Genomic DNA, 26,546 nt, shown 5'->3' with positions numbered 1-26,546 from the left:
CCGTCATCGTCTCTCTCCGTAACTCGCTAGGGCTGATCGGGGCGGGCCGCGCCCAGGGCCAGGCGGACCAGTTCGTCGGCGGTCATCGAGTCCACGGCGCTGCCGTCACCGGTCCCGTCCCGCGGTTCCTGGGGCTCTTGGGGCTTCTGCGCTTCCCGTGGTTCCTGCGGGGTGGTGCGGGGCACGAGGTCGGCACCGAGCCGCTCCGCCAGCGCGCCGGGGCTCGGGTGGTCGAAGACGAGGGTGGGGGGCAACCTGACGCCGGTCACCGTGCTGAGCCGGTTGCGCAGTTCGAGGGCGGTCAGCGAGTCGAAGCCCATGTCCTGGAAGCGGCGGTCGGCCGGCACCCGCTCCTGCGTCAGATGCCCGAGGACGGCGGCGATCTCGGCGCGCACGGTTTCGAGCAGGATGTGCCGCCGCTCCTTGCGCGGCGCCCGGTCCAGCCGCTCGCGCAGCTCGGCGGCCGGGTCGGCGGCCGGGTCGGCGGCCGGCCGTGCGGCCTGCGCGCGCACACCGGCGGCCGGGACGAGCGCCCGCAGCACAGGCGGGAGCGTGGCGGGGTCGAGGCTGCCCGGGTCCGGGCTGTCAGGGCCGGAGCCACCGGGCAGGTGGAAGCGGGCGGGCGCCAGGACCGGTGCGCCGTCGGCGATCGCGGCGTCGAAGAGCGCGAGGCCCTCCTCCGCGGTGAGCGCACCGATCCCGGCCCGGGCCAGCCGGCGCAGGTCCCGCTCGCCGAGGCCGGCGGTCATCTCCCCCTCGCCCGCCCAGAGACCCCAGGCCAGCGACAGTGCGGGCAGTCCCGCGGCGCGGCGGGCCTGGGCCAGTGCGTCGAGCTGGCTGTTGGCCGCCGCATAGCTGCCCTGCCCGGCCGTGCCGAGCATGCCCGAGAGGGAGGAGAACAGCACGAACGCGGACAGTTCCTGACCCTGCGTCAGCTCGTGCAGGTGGACGGCCGCATCCGCCTTGGGCGCCAGCACCCGGTCCAGCCGCTCGGGCGTGAGCCGCTCGACGACGGTGTCGTCGAGCACGCCGGCCGCGTGCAGCACGCCGGTCAGCGGCCGGTCGGCGGGCAGACCGGCGAGGACGGCGGCCAGCGCGGTGCGGTCGGCCACGTCGCAGGCGGTGACCATCACCCGGGCCCCGCGGGCCTGGAGCTCGGCCACGAGCTCGGCGGCGCCCGGCGTGCGCGGGCCGCGGCGGCCGGTGAGCGTCAGGTGCCGCACGCCGTAGCGGTCCACCAGGTGCCGGGCGAGCAGCCGGCCGAGGGTGCCCAGGCCACCGGTGATCAGGACGTGGCTCTGCTCGTCGAAGCGGGTGACTGCGGGGGCGGCCATGCCTTCGGGCGTGGCCGTGCCTGCGATCGTGATCGTGTCTGGGGCCGTGATAGCGGTTGCGGCCGTGCGGAGTTCGGGCTGCCGCGCCGCCACGCCGGTGTGCGACCGCAGCCGGGGCACCCACACGCTGCCGCAGCGCACCGCCGCCTGGGGCTCGCCCGAGGCCAGTGCCGCGGCGAGGGCCCGGTGGGAGGTGCGGTGGCCATCGGTGTCGATGAGGGTGAAGCGTCCCGGGTGCTCGGTCTGCGCCGAGCGGACCAGGCCCCAGACCGCGGCGCGGGCCGGGTCGGGGCGGTCGCTGTCGGCGGCCGCGACCGCGTCCCGGGTGAGCAGGGCCAGCCGCGAGGCGGCGAGCCGCTCGTCGGCGAGCCAGCGCCGGGTCAGGTCGAGAGCGGCGTGCACGGCGCGGGTGTCCGCCCTGGCGGCCGCGGTGACCGACGGCTCGGCGGCACCGGGCACGAGCGCGACGACGAGGGCGGGTGCCGGCGCACCGGCGTCGAGCGCGTGGAGCAGCGCGTCGAGGTCCGGATACCCGCCGACCCTGGCCCCGGCGGCGCGCAGCGCCTCGCGCACCTCCGCGCCGCCGGGGCCGCCGGGGCCCTCAGCGCTGTCGGAGCCGAGCACGGCCCACGGGCCGGTCGGCAGTGCCGCGTCAGGATCCTGCCGCGCCCACCCGAGCGCGTACAGCGCCGCGCCGATGGCCGGCCCGGTCGCGGGGCCGGTCGCGGGGCCGGTGAGCTCGCGCAGGGCGAGCGCATCGACGGCGAGGACGGGTGCTCCGGCCGCGTCGGCGACCAGGAGCGCGTAGGCATCGCCCTCGGTTCGGCGCAGCCGCACCCGCAGCGGGCCGTCCCCGGCCGGCCGGTACAGGGTCAGGCCGCTCCAGGCGAAGGGCACGAGCAGCCGGGCGTCGTCCCCCGTGGCGCCGAGCAGCGCGTGCAGCGCGGCGTCCAGGGCGGCCGGGTGCAGCGGGAAACCGTCGGCGCCGGCAGGCGGGCTGACCTCCGCGTACAGGTCCGCACCCTGGTGCCAGAGCGCGCGCAGCCCCCGGAAGGCCGGACCGTACGCGTAGCCGCGCTCGGCGAGCCGTTCGTAGCGGCCGTCCAGCGGAACGGGCGAGGCATCCGGCGGCGGCCAGGCGGTCAGACCGGCCGGTTCACCGGCGCCGGTCGTGGCGCCGACGGCCGCGACGCCGGTGACCGGGACGTCGGTGACCGCGACGCCGGTGACCAGCACGCCCGTGGCATGCCGGGTCCACTGGGCCGCCGGTGCGTCGGCCGGCCGCGCGTGCAGCGTCAGGGCGCGGCTGCCGTCGCCGGCCGCGGCACCGACGGTGAGCTGGATCGCGACCGGCTCGGCGAGCAACAGCGGTTGCTCCAGCGTCAGTTCGGCCACCTGCCCGCCACCGGTGCGGCCCACCGCGTGCAGCGCGAGCGCGGCGACGGCCGCGCCGGGCAGCGTGGTGGCGCCGGCGATCACGTGTTCCGCGAGCCAGGGCCGGGTGCCCGGGTCCAGCCGACCGGTGAACAGCACGACTCCGCTGTCGGCCAGTTCGACTCCGTCGTCCAGCACGGCGTGGCCGGGCAGCTCGCCGCCGGTGGGCGGCGCCGTGGCGGTGCCGGCCGGTTCGCTCAGCCAGAACCGTTCACGCTGGAACGGGTAGGTCGGCAGCGGCACCGTGCGGGCACCGGGGAAGCAACCGCGCCAATCCACCTGCGCGCCACCGACGTAGGCCTCGGCGAGCGCGGTCGTCAGCGTGCGGGCCTCGTCGTGGCCACTGCGCAGCAGCGGCGTGGCGGTCATCGGCCGGCCGCCGTCCTCGTCCGTCCCGCTCGCGCGGACCATCGCGGTGAGGACGGGGTCCGGGCCGAGCTCCAGACAGGTCGTGACACCGTCCACGACGAGCAGGCGCACTCCCTCATAGAATCGGACGGTGCCGCGCAACTGCCGCACCCAGTAGTCCGGATCGGACAGCTCCTCCGCCGTCGCCAGCCGGCCCGTCACATTCGAGACCAACGGAATCCGCGGCGCACCATACCCAAGCCCAGCCGCAACCTCCCGGAACTCCTCCAACACCCCATCCATATGCGGCGAATGAAACGCATGACTCACCCGCAACCGCGACGCCCGCCGACCCCGCCGCCGCCACTCCCCCTCCAGACCGGCCACCACACCGGCATCACCCGAAACCACCACCGAAGACGGACCATTGACCGACGCCACCGAAACCCCGGCACCCCGACCACCCAGATCCGCCACCACCCCACGAACCTCCTCCTCACCCCCCTCCAACGCCACCATCAACCCACCCACCGGCGCCGCCTGCATCAACCGCCCACGCGCCCCCACCAACACACACGCATCCGCCAGCCCCAACACCCCAGCCACATGCGCCGCCACCAACTCACCCACCGAATGACCCAACAGGAAATCCGGCACCACCCCGAAACTCTCCAACAACCGGAACAACGCAACCTCCAACGCGAACAACACCGGCTGCGTATACCGCGTCTCATCCAACAAACCCGCCTCTACCGACCCCTCCCCCGCAAAAAGCAACCCCCGCACCGACCGACCCACCACCGGATCCAGCCCCGCACACACCTCATCCAACGCACCCGCGAACACCCCGAACCGCCCATACAACTCCCGCCCCGCACCCACCCGCTGACTCCCCTGACCAGAGAACAGGAAGGCGATCCTGGACCGCCCCTCGTCCCGCCCGGTCAGCACGTTGGGGGCCGGTTCGCCGCGGCCCAGCGCGGTCAGGCCGGCGAGGAGTTCGGCGTGGTCGGCGGCGAGCACGACGGCGCGGTCGGCGAGCGCGGCGCGGGACACGGCCAGCGAGTGACCGATATCGAGCTGCGCCGTGCCCCATGCGGCGCTCCGGTCGCCGAGTTCGCCGCCCGACTCGGCGACGGCCGGCTCGGCGACGCCCAACTGAGCGACGGCCGGCTCGGCGACAGCCGACTGCGCGTGGACCGACCGGGTGACGAACGGCAGCAGGCCGTCGGCCTGGGCACGCAGCGCCCGGTCGCCGCGGGCGGAGACCACCCAGGGCAGCAGGCCCGGCACGACCGGCTCCCGGGGTTCGGTGGCCGCCTCGACCGTGCCGGTCGCGGGGGCTTCCTCCACGATGACATGCGCGTTCGTGCCACTGACGCCGAACGAGGAGACACCCGCGCGGCGCGGCCGACCGGTCCGCGGCCACGGCCGGGCCTCGGTCAGCAACGACACCGCGCCACTGCCCCAATCGACATGCGAGGTCGGCGCAACCACATGCAAGGTCCGCGGCAACACACCATGACGCATCGCCAGAACCGACTTGATGACCCCACCCACACCGGCCGCAGCCTGCGCATGACCGATATTCGACTTCAACGACCCCACAAACAAAGGCCGTTCACCATCACCCCGCTGACCATACGTGGCCAACAACGCCTGCGCCTCGATCGGATCCCCCAACCGCGTACCCGTCCCATGCGCCTCGACCACATCCACCTCCCCTACACCCAACCCCGCACTGGAAAGCGCAGCACGAATCACACCCTCCTGCGCCGGACCACTCGGCGCCGTCAAGCCGTTGCTCGCACCGTCCTGATTGACCGCCGAACCACGAACCACCGCCAAAACCTCATGCCCAAGACGCCGAGCATCAGAGAGCCGCTCCAACAGCAACACCCCCACACCCTCGCTCCACGCCGTGCCATCCGCCGACTCCGAAAACGCCTTGCACCGCCCATCCGGCGCCAGACCACGCTGACGACTGAACTCCACGAACGTGCTCGGCGCGGCCATCACGGTGACGCCGCCCGCCAACGCGAGCTCGCACTCGCCGGCACGCAGCGCCTGCGCGGCCAGGTGCAACGCGACCAGCGAGGAGGAGCACGCGGTGTCCACCGTGACGGCCGGGCCCTTCAGCCCGAGCGTGTAGGACACCCGGCCTGAGACGACGCTCGGCGAGTTGCCGATGAACCGGTACGCCTCGACGCTGTCCGGCGTGCTGTGCAGCCGGCTGGTGTAGTCGCTGTACATCACGCCGCAGAAGACGCCGGTTCGGCTGCCGTGCAGCGCGGTCGGGGCGATGCCCGCGCTCTCCACGGCCTCCCAGCTCGTCTCCAGCAGCAGCCGCTGCTGCGGGTCCGTGCCGAGTGCCTCGCGGGGGCTGATGCCGAAGAACTCGGCGTCGAACCGGTCCGCGTCGTACAGGAAACCGCTGTGCCGGGTGTACGACTTGCCCGGACGGTCGGGGTCGGGGTCGTAGAGGGCATCGACGTCCCAGCCACGGTTCTCGGGGAACGGTCCGATCGCGTCCACGCCGTCGGCGACCAGGCGCCACAGCTCGTCGGGCGTGCGGACGTCACCCGGGTAGCGGCAGGCCATCCCGACGATCACGACAGGGTCGTCCTGCTCGGGGCGGACGGCGAGCGGTGCGACGCGCTCGGCGGCGGGGCCGTCGGCAAGGCCGCCTGCGGGGTCGCCTGCCTCTCCGGCGGCGGGTCCGGTAGGCGCCGGGCCGAGCCGGGCCAGCAGGTGCTCGACGAGGGCCGACGGGCTCGGGTGGTCGAAGACGACGGTGGCCGACAGCGGGACGCCCGTCGCCGTACCGAGTCGGGCGCGCAGTTCCAGACCCGACAGGGAGTCCAGGCCGAGGTCACGGAACGCCGCCGCCGTATCGACGCTCCCGGCGCCCGGCAGCGCGAGCACCGCGGCTACCGTGCCGCGGACCAGGTCGGCCACCACTCGGCGGCGTTCGGCCGTGGGCAGCAGCGCCGTCCGCTGCGCCCAGGAGACACCGCCCGCCGTGGCGGCGATGGCGGTGGCGCGAGGGCGGCTGCGAGGAGCGAGGGCGGCCAGCAGGGCGGGCGGCCGGACGAACGCGGCGCCGTCGGGATCTCCCAGCGCGGTCGGGTCCAGCGCGATCGGCACCAGCAGCGGTTCGTCCGTGGCCAGTGCCGCGTCGAGCAGCCGCAGGCCGCGTTCGACGGAGAGCGGCCGCACTCCGATCCGGCTCCAGCGGGCGACGTCCGGCTCGCCCAGCCGGGCGGCCATGCCGCCGGCGGCGCCGTCCCACAGACCCCAGGCCAGCGAGGTGCCGGGCAGTCCGTTGGCCCGGCGGTGCTGGGCGAGCGCGTCGAGGTAGGTGTTGGCGGCGGCGTACGCGCCCTGGCCGGGGGTGCCGAGCAGTCCGGCGACGGAGGAGAACAGCACGAAGGCGGCGAGCGGCAGCCCGGCGGTGAGGTCGTGCAGATGCCGAGCACCGTCCGCCTTCGCGGCGAGCACCAGGTCGGCCTCGTCGGCGCGCAGGTTCTCCAGCGTCGCGTCGGCGAGGACACCGGCGGCGTGTACCACCGCGGTCAGCGGGTGCGCGGCGGGGACGGCGCCGAGCACCTCGGCGAGCCGCGCACGGTCCGCGGCGTCGCACGCGACGACGGTGGCTTCGGCGCCCGACTCGGCCAGTTCGGCCACGAGTTCGGCGGCCCCCGGGGCATCCGGTCCGCGTCGGCCGGTCAGCAGCAGCCGCCGCACGCCGTACTCGGCGACCAGATGGCGGGCGAGCTGCCGGCCGAGACCGCCGGTCCCGCCGGTGATCAGGACGGTCCCCTCCGGGTCGAGCGCGACCGGGCGGCCCGGCGCGGTGTGGCCGCGAACCAGCCGGGGGGTGAGCATCTCGGCGTCGCGCAGCGCGAGTTCGAGCCCCTCGGCGACCGCGGTGGCGGCGGCCGCGCGCAGCCGGTCGAGGTCGTCGGTGCGGTCGGCGTCGAGCAGCGCGAAGCCGCCCGGGTGCTCGCTCGACGCGGTACGCAGCAGCCCGCGCACCGCCGCCGCGGGCAGGTCGTGGACGTCCTCGCCCGGGGTCACGGCGACCGCCTGCCGGGTCAACAGCAGGTAGCGGGTGGACTGGAGGCGCTCATCAGCGAGGCCGTGCCGGATCACGCCGAGCGCCTCACGGACGGCGCCGCGGACCGCCGCCGGATCGCCGCCGTGATCCGCCGAGTGCGACAGAACGATTACCTCGGGCGCCGCTTCGCCCGCGTCGAGGGCCGCGCCGAGCGTACCGAGGTCGGCGAAGGTGGCCGTGGTCAGGCCCGGGACGGCCGCGCCGAGAGCGGCCCACCGCCGGCCCGCCCACTGCCCGGCCACTGCCGGACCGGTGGCAGCCGCCACGGTGACGGCCGGCACGGGCTGCCAGGCGATGCGGTGCGGCAGCTCGGCGGATCCGGTCCACCCGGTGATCCGATCGGCGGGTACCGGACGCAGCGTCACCGAGTCGATGGTCAGCACCGGTTGCCCGGTCGGGTCGGTCGCCGTCAGCAGGAGGCCGTCGCGTTGCGGATCCCGGGACAGCCGGACCCGGAGCCGGGTGGCGCCGGCGGCATGCAGCGTCACACCGGTGTAGGCGAACGGCAGGTTCAGCGTGCCCGGTTCGGCGGGTTCGGCCGGTTCGGCGAGCAGCAGTGTGTGCAGCGCCGAGTCGAGCAGCGCTGGGTGGATGCCGTACTCGGCGGCCTCCGGGTGCAGTGGCTCGGGCAGTTCCACCTCGCCGTACAGGTCGGTGCCCGACCGCCAGGCGGCGACCAGCCCGTGGAAGGCCGGACCGTACGCGTAGCCGCGCTCGGCGAGCCGTTCGTAGCCGCCGTCGAGCGGGAGCGGCCGGGCGTCCGGCGGCGGCCAGGCGGTCAGATCTCCCGGCACGGGCGGTACGGGCTGCGCGGCCGGTTCGGGCTGGGCGGCCGGTGCGAGGACGCCGGCGGCGTGCCGGGTCCAGGTCCCCTCGCCGTGGCCGGCCTCCTCCTCGCGGCAGGAGTACAGCGCGATCGTCCGGCTGCCGTCCGCCTCGGCGGAGCCCACCGTGAGCTGCACGCGGACGCCACCCTCGGGCAGCAACAGCGCTTCCTCCAGCACCAGTTCGCGCAGCCCACCGCAGCCGGCCCGATCCCCGGCGGCGACCGCCAGCTCGACCAGCGCGGCGCCGGGCAGCAGCGTCGCGCCGGCGATCACGTGCTGTGCGAGCCACGGGCTGGTGCGCGACGAGAGCCGACCGGCCAGCAGCAGCCCGTCGCCGTCGGCAAGACCGGTCATGCCGCCGAGCAGCGGGTGACCGGCTGGTGCGAGGCCCAGGCCGGCGGCATCACCGGCGGGCGTGGGTGTGTCGAGCCAGTAGCGGCGACGCTGGAACGGGTAGCCGGGCAGCACCGTCCGCCGGGCGCCGGGGAACACCTTCTCGGTGTCCAGCTCCTGGCCGTTCAGGGCAAGTTGGGCGATCGCACTGATGAGCGTGTGCGCCTCGGGCCGGTCACGGCGCAGGACGGCCGCGATCTGCCGGCCCGAATCCCCCAGGCAGGCCCGGGCCATCCCTGCGAGGACGGGGTCCGGGCCGAGTTCGAGGTAGTTGCCCACGCGTTCTTCGCGCAGCGTGTGCAGCCCGTCCTGGAACCGGACGGTGCCGCGCAACTGCCGTACCCAGTAATCCGGATCGGACAGCTCCTCCGCCGTCGCCAACCAACCCGTCACATTCGAGACCACCGGAATCCGCGGCGCACCAAACCCAAGCCCAGCCGCAACCTCCCGAAACTCCTCCAACACCCCATCCATATGCGGCGAATGAAACGCATGACTCACCCGCAACCGCGACACCCGCCGACCCCGCCGCCGCCACTCCCCCTCCAAACCGGCCACCACACCGGCATCACCCGAAACCACCACCGAAGACGGACCATTGACCGACGCCACCGAAACCCCGGCACCCCGACCACCCAGATCCGCCACCACCCCACGAACCTCCTCCTCACCACCCTCCAACGCCACCATCAACCCACCCACCGGCGCCGCCTGCATCAACCGCCCACGCGCCCCCACCAACACACACGCATCCGCCAGCCCCAACACCCCACCCACATGCGCCGCCACCAACTCACCCACCGAATGACCCAACAAGAAATCCGGCACCACCCCGAAACTCTCCAACAACCGGAACAACGCAACCTCCAACGCGAACAACACCGGCTGCGTATACCGCGTCTCATCCAGCAAACCCGCCTCTACCGACCCCTCCCCCGCAAAAAGCAACCCCCGCACCGACCGACCCACCACCGGATCCAGCCCCGCACACACCTCATCCAACGCACCCGCGAACACCCCGAACCGCCCATACAACTCCCGCCCCGCACCCACCCGCTGACTCCCCTGACCAGAGAACAGGAAGGCCGTGCGGCCGGGGGTCCGAGGGGCCTGGCCGGTCACGACGTCCGCCGACGGCTCGGCCGCCGCGAGTGCGGCGAGGCCGCGCAGGAAGCCCTCGCGATCCTCGGCGACAACTGCGGCGCGGTGCGCGAAGCGGGCGGGCGCGGTGGCCAGGGTCAGGCCGACATCGGCGAGTTGCTGTTCCGGACGGGCCGAGACATGCGCGTGCAGCCTGGCGGCCTGCTCGCGCAGCGCGTCCGTACTGCGGGCGGACAGCAGCCACGGGCCGGGCACCGCCGAGGCCGGGGTGAGCGGCGCGTCGGGGACGACGGAGTCGGTGGAGTCGGCCGGTTGCTCCAGGATCACGTGGGCGTTCGTGCCGCTGATGCCGAAGGAGGAGACACCCGCACGGCGCGGCCGACCGGTCCGCGGCCACGGCCGCGCCTCGGTCAGCAACGACACCGCACCGCTGCCCCAATCGACATGCGAGGTCGGCGCAACCACATGCAAAGTCCGCGGCAACACACCATGACGCATCGCCAGAACCGACTTGATGACCCCACCCACACCGGCCGCAGCCTGCGCATGACCGATATTCGACTTCAACGACCCCACAAACAAAGGCCGTTCACCATCACCCCGCTGACCATACGTGGCCAACAACGCCTGCGCCTCGATCGGATCCCCCAACCGCGTACCCGTCCCATGCGCCTCGACCACATCCACCTCCCCCACACCCAACCCCGCACTGGAAAGCGCAGCACGAATCACACCCTCCTGCGCCGGACCACTCGGCGCCGCCAGGCCGTTGCTCGCACCGTCCTGATTGACCGCCGAACCACGAACCACCGCCAAAACCTCATGCCCAAGACGCCGAGCATCAGAGAGCCGCTCCAACAGCAACACCCCCACACCCTCACTCCACGCCGTGCCATCCGCCGACTCCGAAAACGCCTTGCACCGCCCATCCGGCGCCAGACCACGCTGACGACTGAACTCCACGAACAGGCCAGGGCTCGACATCACCGTCACGCCACCGGCCAATGCCAGGTCGCACTCGCCGGCGCGCAGCGCCTGCGCGGCCAGGTGCAACGCAACCAGCGAGGAGGAGCAGGCGGTGTCCACCGTGACAGCGGGGCCGGCCAGGCCGTTGGTGTAGGCGACGCGACCGGAGAGCACGCTGGTGAAGGTGCCGGTCAGCAGGTAGCCGCCCGCGGTGTCGTCCACCTCGTGCAGCCGGGGGCCGTAGTCCTGCCCGATCGCGCCGAAGTAGACGCCGGTGTTGCTGCCCTGCAGTGCGGCCGAGGGGATCCCGGCCCGTTCGACGGCCTCCCAGACGGCCTCCAGGACGAGCCGCTGCTGCGGGTCCATGCCGAGCGCCTCTCGCGGGCTGATGCCGAAGAACTCGGCGTCGAACCGGTCCGCGTCGTACAGGAAACCGCCGTGGCGGGTGTAGCAGTGGCCGGCCCGGCCCGGGTCGGCGTCGAAGAGCGTGTCCAGCGGCCAGCCGCGGTTCTCGGGGAACTCGCCGATGGCGTCCCGCTCCTCCAGGACGAGCTGCCACAGCTCCTCGGGCGTGGTCACCCCGCCGGGGAAGCGGCAGGCCATCGAGACGATCACCACCGGGTCATCGGCGTCGGCGCGGCGGCGGGCGGGCGACGCGGCGGCCGTGACGGTGGTGCCGGCCCCGGTGTCGGTGTCGGTGTCGGCCCCGGCCAGCCGGTCGGCGAGGTGCTCGGCGAGCCGCTGCGGGGTGGGCAGGTCGAACAGCAGCGTCATCGGGAGCCGCAGGCCGGTCGCGGCGACCAGCCGATTGCGCAGTTCGACCGCCATCGCCGAGTCGAGGCCGAGGTCGCGAAACGCTCCGACCGCATCGACGAGGACGGCCGCGTCGGACCCGAGCACGAGGGCCGTCTCGGCGAGGATCAGCTCCAGCAGGCGGCCGACGGCCTCCGCCCGCTCCTCGGCCTGCCGGCCGGAGCGGGCGGCACCGGCGGGCGCGCCAGGCTCGGTCCCGGCATGGTCGCTCCCGGTCGCGGGAGCCGGGGGCGACGCCGGGGTCAGGCGCAGCACCTCCTCCGGCAGCTCGGCCGGTACGGCGTCCGGGCCGAAGGCCGGCCGCCAGTCCACGGCGACGCCGTTGGTGTGCAGCCGGGCCAGCGAGCCGAGGAGGCGCTGGGCACCGTCCTGGCCGCGGCGCAGCGACTCCGCGACGACGGCGGCCGAGTCCACCTCGTCCAGCGTCTGTTGCAGCGCCATCGTCAGCACCGGGTGCGGGCTGATCTCGACGAACGCGTCGTGGTCCGCGAGCCCGCGGGTGACCTGCTCGAGCCGGACCGTGCCGCGCAGGTTCGCGTACCAGTAGCCGGCGTCCAGGCCTGCGGTGTCGAGGAGGCCACCGGTCACGGTGGAGTGGAACGGCACGGTGGAGCTGCGCGGCCGCAGCGCCGCGAGCCCGTCGAGCACCTCCGTGCGCAGCACCTCCATCTGCGGGGAGTGGGCGGCCACGCTGACGGGGATCCGCCGTGCGGTGATGCCCGCGTCGGTGAGCTCCGCCCACAGCCCCTCGATGGCCTCCGGGTCACCGGAGAGCACGACCGAGGCCGGTCCGTTGATCGCGGCGACGACCACCCGGTCACCCAGGGCCGCGAGCTTCGGCTCCAGCACTGCCAGCGGCGCCGAGACGGCGAGCATGCCGCCCTGACCCGCCAGGCGCGCCTGGGCCCTGCTCCACAGCGAGACGACCCGTGCGCCGTCCGCCAGCGACAGTCCGCCGGCCACGACCGCGGCGGCGAGCTCACCGTTGCTGTGCCCGATGACGGCCGAGGGGCGCACGCCGAACGCGGCCCACAGCTCGGCCAGCGCGACCATCACCGCGAACAGCGCGGGCTGCACGACGTCGTCCCGGTCGAGCGAGGCACTGCCGGGCACGCCGCGCAGCACGTCGTGCAGCGACCAGTCGATGTGCGGGGCGAGCGCACGGGCGCAGGCGTCGATGGCGTCCCGGAACACCTCGGAGCTGTCGAGCAGCCCGGCGGCCATGCCCGTCCACTGCGAGCCCTGACCGGGGAAGACGAACACGGTGCGGGCGCGCGGCTCGGCACGGCCATCGACCCGGGTCGCGCTGCGGGCGCCGGCCGCGAGTGCGGCGAGTTCGGCGGTGAGCTGCGCGTGGTCCTCGGCCATCAGCACGGCCCGGTACGGCCCGCCGCTGCCCGGCCCGTCGATGCCCGGGCCGAGTGATGCGAGGCCCAGGCCCAGGTCGGGCAGCGCGGGCCGGTGCGCCGTGACGTGCGCGAGCAGCCGCGCCGCGCGCTCGCTCAGCGCGGCCCGGTCCGCCCCGGCGAGCGGCACCGGGACCGTGGCGCTGCGGAGGACGGGACTGCCCGACCCGTGCGGCACGGTCCCGGCGTCGGTGCGTGTGCGGTCTTCAGACACGTGTCTCTCGCTTCAGGTCTGGGCGCGGGGCGCAAGGGGCGCGGGCAGGGCGTGGCGGGGCCGGGAGATCGGGACCGCCCGGGGCTACCAGTCGACGAGCAGGCGGGACAGGCCGCGGGTCGCCAGGCCGTCCTTCCAGGTCACCGGCGTCTCCACGGCGGCGAACCGCAGCGTCGGGAACCGCCGCAGCAGCCGTTCCAGCACGATCCGCACCTGGATCCGGGCGAGCGGCGCGCCGAGGCAGCGGTGCACGCCGTGGCCGAAGGTCAGGTGCGCGGAGTCATGGCCGACCAGGGCGAGCGAGGCCGGCTCGGCGAACACCTTCGCGTCCCGGTTGCCGTGCAGCAGGGCGACCATCACGGCCTCCCCCGCCTGGACCGTGACGTCGCCGAGTCGCACCGGCTGCAGCGCGACCCGGGGGAACGCGAGGGGCGTGGCGGGGTTGATCCGGAGCAGTTCCTCCACGACGGGCGCGATCCGCTCGGGCCGCGCGACGAGTTCCTCCTGCACGCCGCGGTCGGTCAGCAGCGACAGCGCCGCGAGCCCCAGCTGCCCGACCGTCGTCTCGTAGCCGGCCATCAGCAGCGTGAGCCCGAGCGTGAGCAGCTCGTTCATGGTGAGGTCGCCCTGGTCGTGCACCCGGATCAGCGCGCTGAGCAGGTCGTCCTGTGGCTCCCGGCGCTTGCGGTCCACCAGATCGCTGATGTAGTCGGCGAGTTCGAGGCGCCGGCGGGCCTTCTCCCGCAGATCGCTCGCCGAGATGTCGAAGAGCACCTCGACCCAGCCGCGGAACCGGTCGCCGTCCTGTGCCGGGATGCCGAGCACCTCACAGAGCACGGCCAGCGGTAGCGGGTCGGCGAGTTGACCGACCAGGTCGGCACCGGGGCCGTGCGCGGCGATCGCATCGAGGTGCCGGTCGGCCAGCTCCTCCACGAACGGGACCATCGCGGCGATCCGGCCGGTGGAGAACGCGCCGCTGACGATGCGGCGCAGCCGGGTGTGCCGGTCGCCGTCCATGCTCATCATCGAATCCGGCGCCGGCTGGGCGTCGTTGAACTTCGGGGCCTCGGGCCGGACGGCCCCGGCCCGGCTGAACCTCGGGTCGGTCAGCACCGTGCGCCCCAGCGCGTAGTCGCGCACCAGCCACATCTTGTCGCCGGCGGGAGTGACGATGCGGGCCACGTCCTCGGTGCCGTCGTGCAGGAACTCCGGAAGCGGCCCCAACGGGTAGGCCGGGTACTGCCTCATGCGGGTTCTCCCTCCAGTTCGTCGGTGTCAGCCACCCAGGAGCCGGCGCTCGACCTCGTGCAGCAGCTCGGTCGGCCGGTTGAACGCGATGCGCACGTACTGCCCGCCGCGGGCGGGGTCGGCGAAGAACGAGGCGCCGGGCACCAGCAGGACGCCGGCCTCGTCCAGCAGGTCGAGGACGAACCGCCGGCCGTCTCGGGCTCCGCCGGTGAGCGGGCCGACGTCCGCGAAGAGGAAGCAACCTCCCTCCGTCGGGGCGAACTTCATGCCCTGCCGGGCGAAGATCTGCTGCGCCAGGTCCCGGCGCCGGGCCATCCCCACGCCGGCGGCGACCGGGTCCACCGCGAGCGCGGCCAGCCCGACGGCTACCTGGAGCGGGGTGGCGGCGCCGTTCGTGGTCACCTCGTGCACGCGCCGCAGCACCTCGGTGCGGGCCGGGTCGGCGCGCAGGAAGCCGAGGCGCCAGCCGCTGATCGCGTGGCTCTTGGAGAGGGAGCCGACGACGATGCTCCGCTCGGCGAGGCCGGGCACGTCGGCGACCGAGAGCCGGGGCCGGTCGTCGAAGACGAAGGCGGCGTAGACCTCGTCGCAGATGACGGTGACGTCCCAGCGTTCGCAGAGCTCGGCGATCTCGTCGAGCTCCGCGCGGTCGAGGACGCGCCCGGTCGGGTTCGCGGGCGAGTTCAGCAGCACCGCCCGGGTCCGCGGGCCGAACGCCGCCGCCAGGTCGGCGGGGTCGTAGCGCCAGGTCGGCGGGTGCAGCGGCACGAACCGCGGCACCGCGCCGGCCAGCGCGACGGCCGCCTTGAACTGCTCGTAGCCGGGGTCGAGGAGCACCACCTCGTCGCCCGGGTCGCAGCTGGCGAGCAGCGCGACGCAGAGCGCCTCGGTCGCGCCGACGGTGACGGTCAGTTCGGACCCCGGGTCGGCCGGGGTGGTCAGCGTCGCGGCGATCCGCTCGCGCAGCAGCAGGTCGCCGGACGGGTGGTCGTACTGGTTGCGGCCGGCCCGCATCGCGTCGGCGGCGGCCTCGATGATCTCGGCGGCCGGTTCGGGAAATCCCGGGGTGCCGACCGCCAGATCGATCGCGCCGCGTTCCCGGGCGAGCAGGAAGAGTTCGCCGAGGCTGTTGCCGGCCAGCACCGCGGCCCTTGACGAGATATGGGGCCGGCCGGTCGTGGAATGCGCCATGTTCCCTCCTCCTGATCGGTGGGCATTTCGCGTTTCCCGGTCGGTTTCCGGGAAACGGCGACCCATTCGTGAATGGGCCCGGGGCGCCGGTGAATTCCTTGCGAAGGCCGTTCTCCGGCCGGATTCGAACGTACCGCCGGAACGGCCCCAGCCGTCCCCCGGCCGCCCCGCAATCGTCCCGCGGTCGTCCCGCGGTCGTCCCGCCGACAGGACGCCGCGCCGCGGGCGTCAGTCGCGCAGCTCCAGCGTGCAGCATTTCACGCTGCCGCCGGCCTTGAGGAGTTCGGTGATGTCCACGCCGATCGGCTCGTAGCCGCGCTCGCGCAGCCGGGCGGCGAGCCGCACGGCCTGACCCGGCAGCAGCACGTGCCGGCCGTCCGAGAGCGCGTTGAGGCCGAAGACCTCCGCGTCCTCCCGCTCGGCGCGGATCGCGTCGGGGAACCGCTCGGCGAGCACCCCCCGGCTCTCCGCGGAGAACGCCTCCGGGTAGTACATGACCTCCCCCGGGCCGAGCACCGCGAGTGCCGTGTCCAGGTGGTAGAAGCGCGGGTCGACCAGCGTGAGCGAGACGACCTCGCGGCCGAAGAACTCCCGCGCCTCGTCATGGGAGCGCCGGTCGCTGCGGAACCCGGTGCCGGCCAGGATCGCGTCCCCCGCGCAGAGGAAGTCGCCCTCGCCCTCGTTGATGTACTCGGCCTGCCGCACCTCGCTCCAGCCCCGGGACCGGAACCAGTCCAGGTACGGCTCCGCCTCACCGACCCGCTCCTGGTGCCGGAACCTGGCGACCAGCACCTTGCCGCCGACCACGGTCGCACCGTTCGCGGCGAACACCATGTCGGGCAGGCCGGGGACCGGCTCGATCAGGTCCACCTCGTGCCCGAGCGCGACGAACGCGTCGTGCAGCAGCTTCCACTGGGCCAGGCCGACCTCTGCCGAACTCGGCTTGTCGGGCTCCATCCACGGATTGATCGAGTAGGTCACGTCGAAGTGTGTCGGCTGGCACATCAGATAGTGCCGCCGGGTGACCGCGCGCTCGCCGGTCACCGCCGTCTTTCCGTCTGACACGTTTGCTCCTCGGGTTCGTCGGATTGTGGCCGGGGCGGAGATTTCCGGGCGGGCCACGTCCCGTTGACGGGACACGTCGTGCCGGAAGAACATCAGCACACCGCATCGTAGGGTGCGCGACTGTGCAATTCGCCTGGCTTATCCGGGAATTGTCTCCGGCGTGCATCCAGAATCCCTTTGCGAAGCAGAAAGGACAACCATGTTCCGCCCTTCTTCGATCGAGCTGACCCCGGAACAGGTCAGCGACCCCGTCGACGGTTACACCGAACTGCGCGAGCAGGGTCCGCTGGTGCGGGTCACCTTGCCCGGCACCGAGACGCCGGTCTGGCTGGCCACCCGCTACGAGGACGTCAAGGCCCTGACGCACGACCCCCGTTTCGTCCGGGACCACCGCAAGCTGCCCGGCAGTGACATCCCCAACCTCGGCGTGGAGATGCTGGCCGCCTACGGCCTGCCGCTCGAGTACACCGAGTACCTGACCAGCCTGGTGGTGCTCGACGGCCCCGAACACGCCCGGCTGCGCGGCAAGGTGGTCCGGGCGTTCTCGATGCGCCGGATCAACGCGCTGCGCCCGCGCATCGAGCAGCTCGCCGACCAGCTGATCGAGGAGCTCGCCGGGGGCGAACCGTTCGACCTGATGGTCGACTTCGGGTACCGGCTGGCGAACCGGGCGGTCTGTGACCTGCTCGGCGTCGAGCAGGCGGACCAGGACCGGATGTGCGACTGGATCCGCCAGTACGTCTCCGGCAGCAGTCCGCAGGACATCGTCGCCGGCCTGGAGGGGGTCGTCGGCTACACGAAGGAGCTGATCGCGCGGCGCCGCAAGGAGCCGAACGGCGACCTGATCTCCGGGATGATCGCCGACCCGGACCACACGACCGAGGCCGAGATGATCGCCATGGTCTTCCTCCTGATCAACACGGGGAACACGCCACCGGTGCTGTTCCTCTGCTCGGCGCTGCTCACGCTGCTCGACCACCCGGACCAGCTCGCCAAGTTGCAGGCCGAACCGGCGCTGCTGGACAACGCGATCCAGGAACTCCTGCGCTACACCACGCCGGTGACGATCGGCGCCACCGCGTACGCGACCGAGGACCTGGAGTTCGCCGGCGTCCCGGTGCGGCGCGGCGAGGCCGTCACGTACGCGCTGCTCGCGGCGGACCACGACCCCCGCCGGTTCGAGCAGCCCGCCCGGCTGGACATCACCCGCCGGATGGCCCAGGGCGAACCGCACGTGGCGTTCGGCGGCGGCGCGCACTACTGCCTCGGCGCCGCACTCGCCGTGATGCAGGCCGAGATCTCGCTGGACCGGCTGGTCCTGCGGCGCGACTCGCTGCGCCTTGCCGTCGGCCGCGACGAGCTGGAGTACGCCAGCTGGCCGGGCGACGGCAACCACCTGCTGCGGCTGCCCGTCCGGATCTGACGGATCATCACGAGAGAGGTCCACCCGACATGTCAGAGCAGACCGCACCGGCCGGGGAGCGGATCCCGTTCCCCCGCCAGTGCCCGTTCGCCCCGCCCGAGGCCTACGCCCGCCTGCGCGAGCAGGAGCCGGTCGCCCGGGTCCGGCTGCCCAACAGCGACCAGGTCTGGGCGCTGACCCGCTACGAGGACGTCCGGGCGATGCTGAGCGACCCACGCTTCAGCTCGGACAACCGGCACCCCGGCTACCCGCTGTTCAGCCTGGAGAAGCCGACCGAGCAGCCGATCCAGACGATGATCAACCTCGACGCGCCGGCGCACGGCGAGGCCCGCCGCAGGGTGATCACCGAGTACACGGCGAAGCGCGTCAAGGACCTGCGGCCGCAGGTGCAGCGCATCGTCGACGAACGGCTGGACGCGATCCTGGCCGGCCCGCGGCCCGCCGACCTGGTGGCCGAACTCGCCGTGCAGGTACCCGCGCTGGTGATGTGCGAGCAGCTCGGCGTGCCACACGGGGACCACGGGTTCTTCCTGGCCCAGAGCACCCGCCTGGTCAGCATCACGGCCTCGGAGAGCGAGCGGGACGAGGCGTTCGGCGCGCTCGCCGGGTACCTGATGGGCCTCGTCGAGCAGAAGGAGCGGGAACCCGCGGACGACCTGCTGAGCCGGCAGATCGCGAAGAACCGGGAGCGTGGCGACTACGACCGGATGACGCTGATGGGTCTGGCGTTCCTGCTGCTGATCGCCGGCCACGAGACGTCCGCGAACACGATCGCGCTCGGCATCGCGCTGCTGCTGCGGCACCCGGAGCAGCTGGAGCGGGTGCGGGCCGATCCGTCGCTGACGCCGGGGCTGGTGGAGGAGGTGCTGCGCTACTTCACCGTGTCCGAGCTCGCGATGGTCCGGGTCGCGACCGAGGACGTCGAGATCGGCGGGCGGCGGATCGGGGCCGGCGAGGGCGTGGTGGGCTTCGGACTCGCGGCCAACCACGACCCGTCGGTGTTCGAGGACCCGGGCGCGTTCGTCATCGACCGGCCGGTCCACAACCACCTGGCGTTCGGCCACGGCCCGCACCAGTGCCTCGGCCAGAGCCTGGCCCGGCTGGAGTTCCAGATCGTGTTCGACTCGCTGCTCGCCCGGATGCCCGGGCTGAAGGCCGCGGTGCCGCTCGACGAGCTGCGCTTCAAGGGCGACCAGGGCGTGTACGGGCTGTCCGAGCTGCCGGTGCTCTGGTAGCGGGCGCACCGGGCGGCAGCCGGGAGGGGCGTGGCGAGAGCCGCGCCCCTCCCGGCTGCCGTCGGCTACCGCTCGGTGTCCTTGCGGGCGGCCGGCTTGCGCTGGGTGTCCTTGCGCTGGGCGAGCTTGCGGTTGACGATCGCGGCGATCTCGGCCGTCGGTCCCGGGTCGCACATCTGCGGGTGGCCGGTCTCGATGTCGTACGACTCGACGGTGCCGGAGATGTAGGGCCGCCAGTGCCCGGCGTCCCCGGCGTACCGGTCGTGCGGGCTCTGCGTGGCGTGGAAGAACACCGCGTCCCCCGCGTACTGCGGCGAGGTGAACTTCTGCAGGATCGTCACGTGCGTGATGAGCGCGGCCGCCGAGTTCTCCAGCACTCGCTGGTACTCCTGCGCCCCGACCAGGTGGCCGATGTACCCCTCCAGGATCTGTTCGACCTCGCGCTGCGGCAGCATCTGCGCATCGGCGAAGTAGTCGGCGGGCGCGCAGTCGAGCAGGCCGAGCAGGCCCACTTCGTGGCCGCGGGCCGCGAGTTCGGCGGCGACCGCGTGCGCGGCCGTGCCGCCGAACGACCAGCCGAGCAGGTGGTACGGCCCTTCGGGCTGGATCTCGCGGATCCGCCGGATGCAGTCCTCGACCACGTCCTCGACCGTCTCGGGGGCGGCCTCGCCGCTGAACACCTGCGCCTGGAACGCGTACACCGGCCGGTCGCGGATGTGCGCGGCGAAGTTGAGGTACGACCAGCTCAGGCCGAACCCGGGCTGGATGAACCAGAGCGGCTCGCCGTCCCCGCCGGACCGGATCGTCAGCAGGCGTGCGTACGGGTCCTCGATCTGGTGGGTCGCGCCCTCACCGAGCTGTCCGGCGAGCTCGGCGATGGTCGGGTACTGGAACAGCAGCCGGATCGGCAGCGCGGTCCCGAAGGCCGTCCCGATCCGTCCGGTCAGCTGGGCGGCCAGCAGGGAGTGCCCGCCGAGCGCGAAGAAACTGTCGTCCACCCCCACCCGCTCCACCCCGAGCACTTCGGCGAACAGGCCGGCGAGCAGCCGCTCGTCGTCCGTCTCCGGGGCCCGGTAGGCCTCGCCGGCGTATCCGGGTTCCGGCAGCGCGGCCCGGTCCAGCTTGCCGTTCGGCATCAGCGGCAGCCGCTCCAGCGGCACGACGGCGGCCGGCACCAGGTACGACGGCAGGCGTTCGGCCGCGTACCGGCGCAGCTCCGCGCCGCTCGGCGCGGCGTCCCGCTCGGGGACGACGTACGCGATCAGCCGGTCGCCGCGCGGCTGGACGACCGCGCGGGCGACGTCCGGGTGGGTGGCGAGCGCCGCCTCGACCTCGCCCGGCTCCACCCGGAAGCCGCGGACCTTGACCTGTGCGTCGGCGCGTCCGGCGTAGTCGAGCTGTCCGTCGGCCGTCCACCGGGCCAGGTCGCCGGTGCGGTACATCCGCTCGCCGGCCGGTCCGAACGGGTCCGCGACGAACCGCTCGGCGGTCAGCGCGGCCCGGCCGTGGTAGCCGCGGCCGATCGCGCCGGCCACGTAGAGCTCGCCGACCACACCCGGCGGCACCGGGAGCAGGCCCGGGCCGAGCACGTACGCCCGCATGTTGCCGAGCGGGGCGCCGATCGGGGCGCTGTCGGCGCCGGACCACTCCTCGCCGGCCGCGAGGCGGTACGTGCTGGCGTAGAAACTCTCGCTCTGGCCATAGCCGTTGACGATCCTCGCCGTCGGCATGATCTCCCGGATGCGCCGCACCAGACCGCCGGGCAGGGCCTCACCGGCCAGCACGACGGCGTCCGCGTGGACGCGACCGGCGATCCGCTCGACGAGTTCGGCGAAGGCCGACGGCACGGCGCTGATCACCCCGCCGGTCCAGTCGTCCCGCTCGGCCAACTCGGCGAGGTCGAGGACGTCCCGGACGAGCTCGACGGTGCCGCCCGAGCAGAGCGTGGTGAAGAGCTCGAAGACCGACACGTCGAAGTTGACCGAGGTGCCCGCGAGCATCCGGGCGCCCGGTGCGACGTCCAGTGCGGACCGCAGCCCGGCCAGGCCGTTCGTCACGCCGCGGTGCGTGATGGCCACGCCCTTGGGTGTGCCGGACGAGCCCGAGGTGTACATCACGTAGGCCAGGTTCTGCGGGCGCAGCGGGGGCCGGGGCCGCGCAGTCAGCCGAGCCTGCGGCTGTGGCTGTGGCTGCGTCGCCGGCACCGGCGCGTCCACCAGGAGCGTGGGCACGTCGCCCAGCGGCAGTGTGCCCGCGCTCGCGGTGTCGGTCAGCACGAGCAGCGGCCGGGCCTGCTCCAGCACCAGGTGCAGCCGGTGGCCGGGGTAGGCGGGGTCCATCGGCAGATAGGCCGCCCCGGCCTTGAGGATGCCGAGCAGGCCCGCGACCAGCTCCGGCGTCCGGGGCAGCGCGAGTCCCACCACGGCTTCGGGCCCGGCGCCCCGGCCGATCAGCTCCTGCGCCAACCGCTCGGCCCGGTCGTCGAGTTCGCGGTAGGTCCAGGCGACCGCTCCGCACTCCAGCGCGACGGCGTCCGGGGTCAGCGCCACCTGCCGCTCGAACAAGCCCGGCACGGTGGCGTCCGGAACCTCGACGGCCGTGTCGGTCAAATCGCCCAGCAGCCAGGCCCGTTCGGAGGCCGCCAGGGTGTCGATCGAGTCGACCGGGCGCCCGGGGTCGGCGACCAGCGCGCGCAGGACGCGCAGCAGCCGGTCGCCGATGTCCGACACCGCCTCATGCCGGAACAGGTCCCGCCGGTAGTCCAGCGCCAGTTGCAGGTGCGGCGCGGTCACGGCCATCACGGTCAGCGGATAGTGCGTGCCGGAGAACGCCCTGATCCCGGTGCAGGCGAGCCCCGCCGCGTCGGTCGCCTCGGCGATGCCGATCCGGTCGAGCGGGTAGGACTCGAAGACGACGAGCGTGTCGAAGAGTGTCGGCAGTCCGGTGTGCTGCTGGATCTCGGTGAGCCCGTAGTGGTGGTGGTCGAGCAGCGCCGCCTGCCGTTCCTGGAGCCGCCGCAGCAGTGCACCGCCGGTCTCCCCGGTGGTGTGGCTCACCCGGACCGGCAGGGTGTTGATGAACATGCCGACCATCGCGTCCGCACCGGGCACGGCGGGCGGGCGGCCGGAGACCGTGGCACCGAAGACGACGTCCTGACGGCCCGTCAGCTGGCCGAGCACCAGCGCCCAGGCGCCCTGCACCAAGGTGTTGACGGTGACGCCCAACTCACCGGCCCGGCGACTCAGCTCCCGGGTCTCGTCGCCGTCCAGCGCGATCTCGACGTGCCCCCGCACCGGTTCCGGCGCGGGCGCGTCGGTCGAGGCGGGCATCGCCGCCGCGAGCAGCGTGGGCTCCGCCAGGCCGTCGAGTTCCGCGGCCCAGGCCTCGGCGGCGGCCGCCCGGTCCTGCCGGGCCAGCCAGGCCAGGAAGTCCCGGTAGCCGGCGACCGTCGGCAGCGTGGTCGCCTCCCCCGCCGATCCGTAGAGCCGCAGCAGGTCCTGCATCAGCAGCGGACCCGACCAGCCGTCGAAGAGCACGTGGTGTGCGGTCAGCACGAGTTCGGAGCGCTCGTCGGTCAGCCGCACCAGCGCCAGGCGCAGCAGCGGCGGGGTGGCGGGGTCGAAGTGGACGGTGTGGTCGCGGGCGAGGAACTCCTCCAGCGCCGCGCCGCGTTCGGCCTCGGCGAGCGCGCGCAGATCGAGCTCACGCCAGGGCAACTCGACGCCGTCCACGACGAGTTGGACCAGCCCGTCGCCACCGGAGACGAAGGCCGTGCGCAGGTTCGCGTGCCGGTCCAGCAGTGCCTGGCCCGCCCGTCGCATCCGCTCCGGCTCGACCCGGCCGGACAGGTGGAAGACCAGCTGCATCTGATAGGCGTCGACATCGGAGTCGTTGCCGGTCAGCAGCGTGTGGAAGAGCAGGCCGCCCTGCAGCGGGGTGAGCAGCCAGGCATCCGAGAGCGCCGGGTAACGCTGCTCCCAGACCTCGATCTCGGCCTGGCCGACCCGCACCAGCGGCAGGTCCGACGGCGTCAGCCCACCCGCCGCCGGCCGCGCCACGTGCTCGGCGAGCGCGGTCAGCGCCGCCCGCCACAGCTCGGCGAGTTGCTCGACCTCGGCCGCGTCCAGCACGCTCGGGGCGTAGCTGAACGTCGCCTCCAGTGTCGGGCCGTCGGCGGTGTCGGTGACGTACGCACCGATCTCCAGCGCGGAGAGCGCCGGCATGTCGGTCAGCACGCGCGCCTCGACGCCGTCCAGCTCGGTGGCCTGGGTCCAGCCGAGGCCGCGCAGTTCCTCGGGCATGTCGGCGGCGGAGAACCGGCCCAGGTAGTTGAACCCGATCTGCGGCTCCGGATACCCGGCCAACTCGGCCGCCGTCTCCTGGTTCAGATACCGCAGCAGACCATAGCCAAGACCCTTGTCCGGCACCGAGAGCAACTGCTCCTTGACCGCCTTCACCGCCCGACCGGCCGCCACGCCACCGGCGAACGCATCCGCCAGATCCACACCCGACACATCCAGCCGCACCGGGAACATACTCGTCAACCAACCCACCGTGCGCGACAGATCAGCCCCCGGCACCACCGCCTCCTCACGGCCGTGCCCCTCCAGCCGCACCAACACCCGCACCCGATCACGCCACCGCGCCACCGCGAGCGCCAACCCCGCCAGCAGACCGTCGTTCACCCCACCCCGGAACACCGCCGGCACCGACGTCAACAACGCCCGCGTCACGGCGGTCGGCACGGCCACCCGCGCGACCTCGACGCTGCTCATGGTGTCCGTCACCGGAGCCGGCCGCTGCTCCCCGAAGAGTCCGCCGCCGCCTTCCAGGGTCTGCCTCCAGTACGGGAGTTCGGCCACCCTGCGGTCCGCCTGCGCCTCCTCGGTGAGCGCGTGTGCCCATCGCCGCACCGAGGTGCCGACCCCCGGCAACACCGGCACCCGCCCCTCCCGCACCTGCGCATACGCCTGCGCGAGATCCGGCAACAGAATCCGCCACGACACCCCGTCCACCACGAAGTGATGCAGCACGATCAACAGCCGACCCGCCACCCCCACACCCGCGTCGAACCAGACGAACCGCGCCACCACCCCACCAACCGGATCCAGTTCACCCAGCGCGGCATCCAACTCCCGCCCCGCCAGCGCACGCCAGCCCTCCGACTCCCACCGCCCGTCACACACCACCCGGCACAGCACATCCCCCACCACCACCGAACCCGGCGCACCGACCTCCAACTCCCAACCCACACCAGCCATACCCGGCACCAACTTGGACCGCAGCACATCATGACGATCCAGCACCGCCGCCAGCACAGCACCCAACTGCACCCCGTCGATCCCGATCGGGAGCTCCACCAGGCTGGTCATCGCGAAGGCGCTGGTGTCACCGGGCAGGTCGGTGAGCCAGCCGCCGACCGGCAGCAGCGGCACCCGACCGACCCCACCACCGGCCAGCTCCTCCAGCACCACCGCCGACCCCACCGAACGCGCCCGCACCGCCAGCTCCGCGACCGTCCGACACTCGAACACATCCCGCGCCGACACCTCCACACCCCGCGCCCGCGCCCGCGTCACCACCTGAATCGAACGGATGCTGTCCCCACCCACCGCGAAGAAATCATCATCCACACCGACCCGATCCAGCCCCAGCACCTCGGCGAACACCCCCGCCAGCACCACCTCACCCGCCGACGACGGCCCCCGATACACCCCACCCGAGAACTCCGGCTCCGGCAACGCCCGCCGATCCAACTTCCCATTCAGATCCAACGGCAGCCGCTCCAACACCACGAACACCGACGGCACCAGAAACTCCGGCAACCGCTCAGCCACGAAACGCCGCAGTTCCGCGAGGTCCACCTGGGCGTCGAGGTCGAAGTCGGTGCCGCCGGGCGTCGCCGCACTGCCGGCCGGCACGACGTAGCCGACGAGCTGCGGGTCGCCCGACCCGGCTGCCGTGCGGACCAGCAGCACGGCCTGCGCGACGCTCGGGTGCTCGGCCATGACGGCCTCGACCTCGCCCGGTTCGATCCGGAAACCACGGATCTTCACCTGGGCGTCGCTGCGGCCGAGGTACTCCAGCGCCCCCTCGGCGTTCCAGCGGACGAGGTCGCCGGTGCGGTACATCCGGCTGCCCGGCTCACCGAACGGATCCGCGACGAACCGCTCGGCAGTCAACCCCGGCCGCTGGTGATACCCCCGACCGATCGCACCACCGACATACAACTCACCCACCACACCCACCGGAACCGGCGCCAGACCGGACCCCAGCACATACGTCCGCATCCCACCCAACGGCAAACCGATCGGGACGTTGCCCGCACCGGCCCAGTCGTCGGGCACGGCGTACGTCGTCGCGTAGAAGTCCTCCGTCTGCCCGTACGCCTGCATGATCCGGGCGCCCGGTATCGCGGCCCTGAGCTTCGCGAACAGGCCTGCGGGGAACGCGTCGCCGCCGAGCACGACGGTGTCCGCCTGCAACCCGCCCGCCACCTGGTCGAGCACGCGTTCCAGCACCGACGGGACGGCCTGCAGGACACCGCCCGTCCAGCCGCCGCGCTCGGCGATCTCCAGCGGATCGCGGACGATCTCGACCGCGGCTCCCGAGGTCAGCGCGCTGAAGATCTCGAAGACGGACACGTCGAAGTTGATCGAGGTCGCGCCGAGCATCAGCGAGCCGGGCCGCAGGCCGACCGCCTCGGCCAGCCGGGAGACACCGTTGACGAGGTTGGCATGCGTGATGGTGACGCCCTTCGGGGTGCCGGTCGAACCCGAGGTGTACATCACGTACGCCACGTTCTCCGCCCGCAACGGCGCCAACCGCTCCCCATCACCCAGATCCGACCCATCACCCCCGACCAGATCCACCTCCTCCAACACCAACAACCCCACACCAACCCCAGGCACCACACCCGACGTCACCGCATCCGTCACCACCAACGCCACCGACGCCTGCGACAGAATCAGATCCAACCGCCGACTCGGATACCGCGGATCAACCGGCACATACCCAGCACCCGACTTCAAGATCCCCAACAACCCGACAACCAGATCCACCGACCGCGGCAACGCCAACCCCACCAACGACTCCGGCCCCACCCCCCGCGACACCAACACCCGCGCCAACCGATTCGCCCGCGCATTCACCTCCGCAAACGACCACTCCACCCCCTCACACACCACCGCCACCGCACCCGGCGACACCCCCACCCGACGCTCCACCAACTCCACCAACGACCCACCCGGCACCCCACCCACCGAAGAGGCCACACCCACCAACCGCTCCAACTCCCCCACCAACAACACATCCACCGCACCCACCCGCAACGACGGATCCCCCACCACACCCCGCAACACCGACACAAACCGCTCCGCCAACCCCACCACCGACACCCGATCGAACAACTCCACCGCATACTCCAGG

At 73.1% G+C, this 26,546-nt stretch carries 6 protein-coding genes and 2 pseudogenes; 2 read left to right on the top strand and 6 right to left on the bottom strand.

All coding sequences use genetic code 11. The features are described from left to right. Positions 1-26: 26 nt before the first annotated feature. The 4 genes from AC060L_RS21315 to ddaH all read right to left on the bottom strand — a co-directional run bounded on the left by AC060L_RS21315 (position 27) and on the right by ddaH (position 16,460). Complete coding sequence (locus AC060L_RS21315) at positions 27-12,956, bottom strand: SDR family NAD(P)-dependent oxidoreductase (RefSeq protein ID WP_483800429.1); 12,930 nt, start codon at positions 12,954-12,956, stop codon at positions 27-29. 84 nt (positions 12,957-13,040) lie between these two features. Further along, positions 13,041-14,204 (bottom strand): cytochrome P450, encoded by a 1,164-nt coding sequence (locus AC060L_RS21310; RefSeq protein ID WP_483800428.1) that lies wholly within the window; start codon positions 14,202-14,204, stop codon positions 13,041-13,043. Between the two features lie 27 nt (positions 14,205-14,231). Beyond that, positions 14,232-15,395, bottom strand: a complete 1,164-nt coding sequence (locus AC060L_RS21305) for a pyridoxal phosphate-dependent aminotransferase (RefSeq protein WP_483800427.1) — start codon at positions 15,393-15,395, stop codon at positions 14,232-14,234. 228 nt (positions 15,396-15,623) lie between these two features. Next, complete coding sequence (ddaH, locus tag AC060L_RS21300; protein WP_483800426.1) at positions 15,624-16,460, bottom strand: dimethylargininase; 837 nt, start codon at positions 16,458-16,460, stop codon at positions 15,624-15,626. A gap of 199 nt (positions 16,461-16,659) precedes the next feature. On the opposite strand from ddaH, the gene AC060L_RS21295 reads away from it, so the two are divergent. Then, positions 16,660-17,883 carry a cytochrome P450 family protein gene (locus AC060L_RS21295; protein WP_483800425.1) on the top strand — a complete coding sequence of 408 codons (1,224 nt, stop codon included), beginning with the start codon at positions 16,660-16,662 and terminating at the stop codon, positions 17,881-17,883. 29 nt (positions 17,884-17,912) lie between these two features. Then, the gene (locus AC060L_RS21290; protein ID WP_483800424.1) at positions 17,913-19,118 is read left to right on the top strand and encodes a cytochrome P450; all 1,206 of its coding nucleotides are present in this window, start codon (positions 17,913-17,915) and stop codon (positions 19,116-19,118) included. Positions 19,119-19,183: 65 nt separating this feature from the next. Here the strand turns inward: AC060L_RS21290 and AC060L_RS21285 are convergent. Together AC060L_RS21285 and AC060L_RS21280 are read right to left on the bottom strand one after the other, a co-directional pair. After that, positions 19,184-20,392, bottom strand: a pseudogene (locus tag AC060L_RS21285) (thioesterase domain-containing protein); the annotation flags it as partial. 69 nt (positions 20,393-20,461) lie between these two features. Beyond that, positions 20,462-26,290 (bottom strand): annotated as a pseudogene (locus AC060L_RS21280) (amino acid adenylation domain-containing protein); the annotation flags it as partial. Positions 26,291-26,546: the final 256 nt, after the last annotated feature.

The sequence above is a fragment of the Kitasatospora sp. NEAU-69 genome, assembly GCF_057158765.1.
Note: the sequence above shows the minus strand (reverse complement) of the source record. Positions and strands in the feature narration are given on the sequence as shown.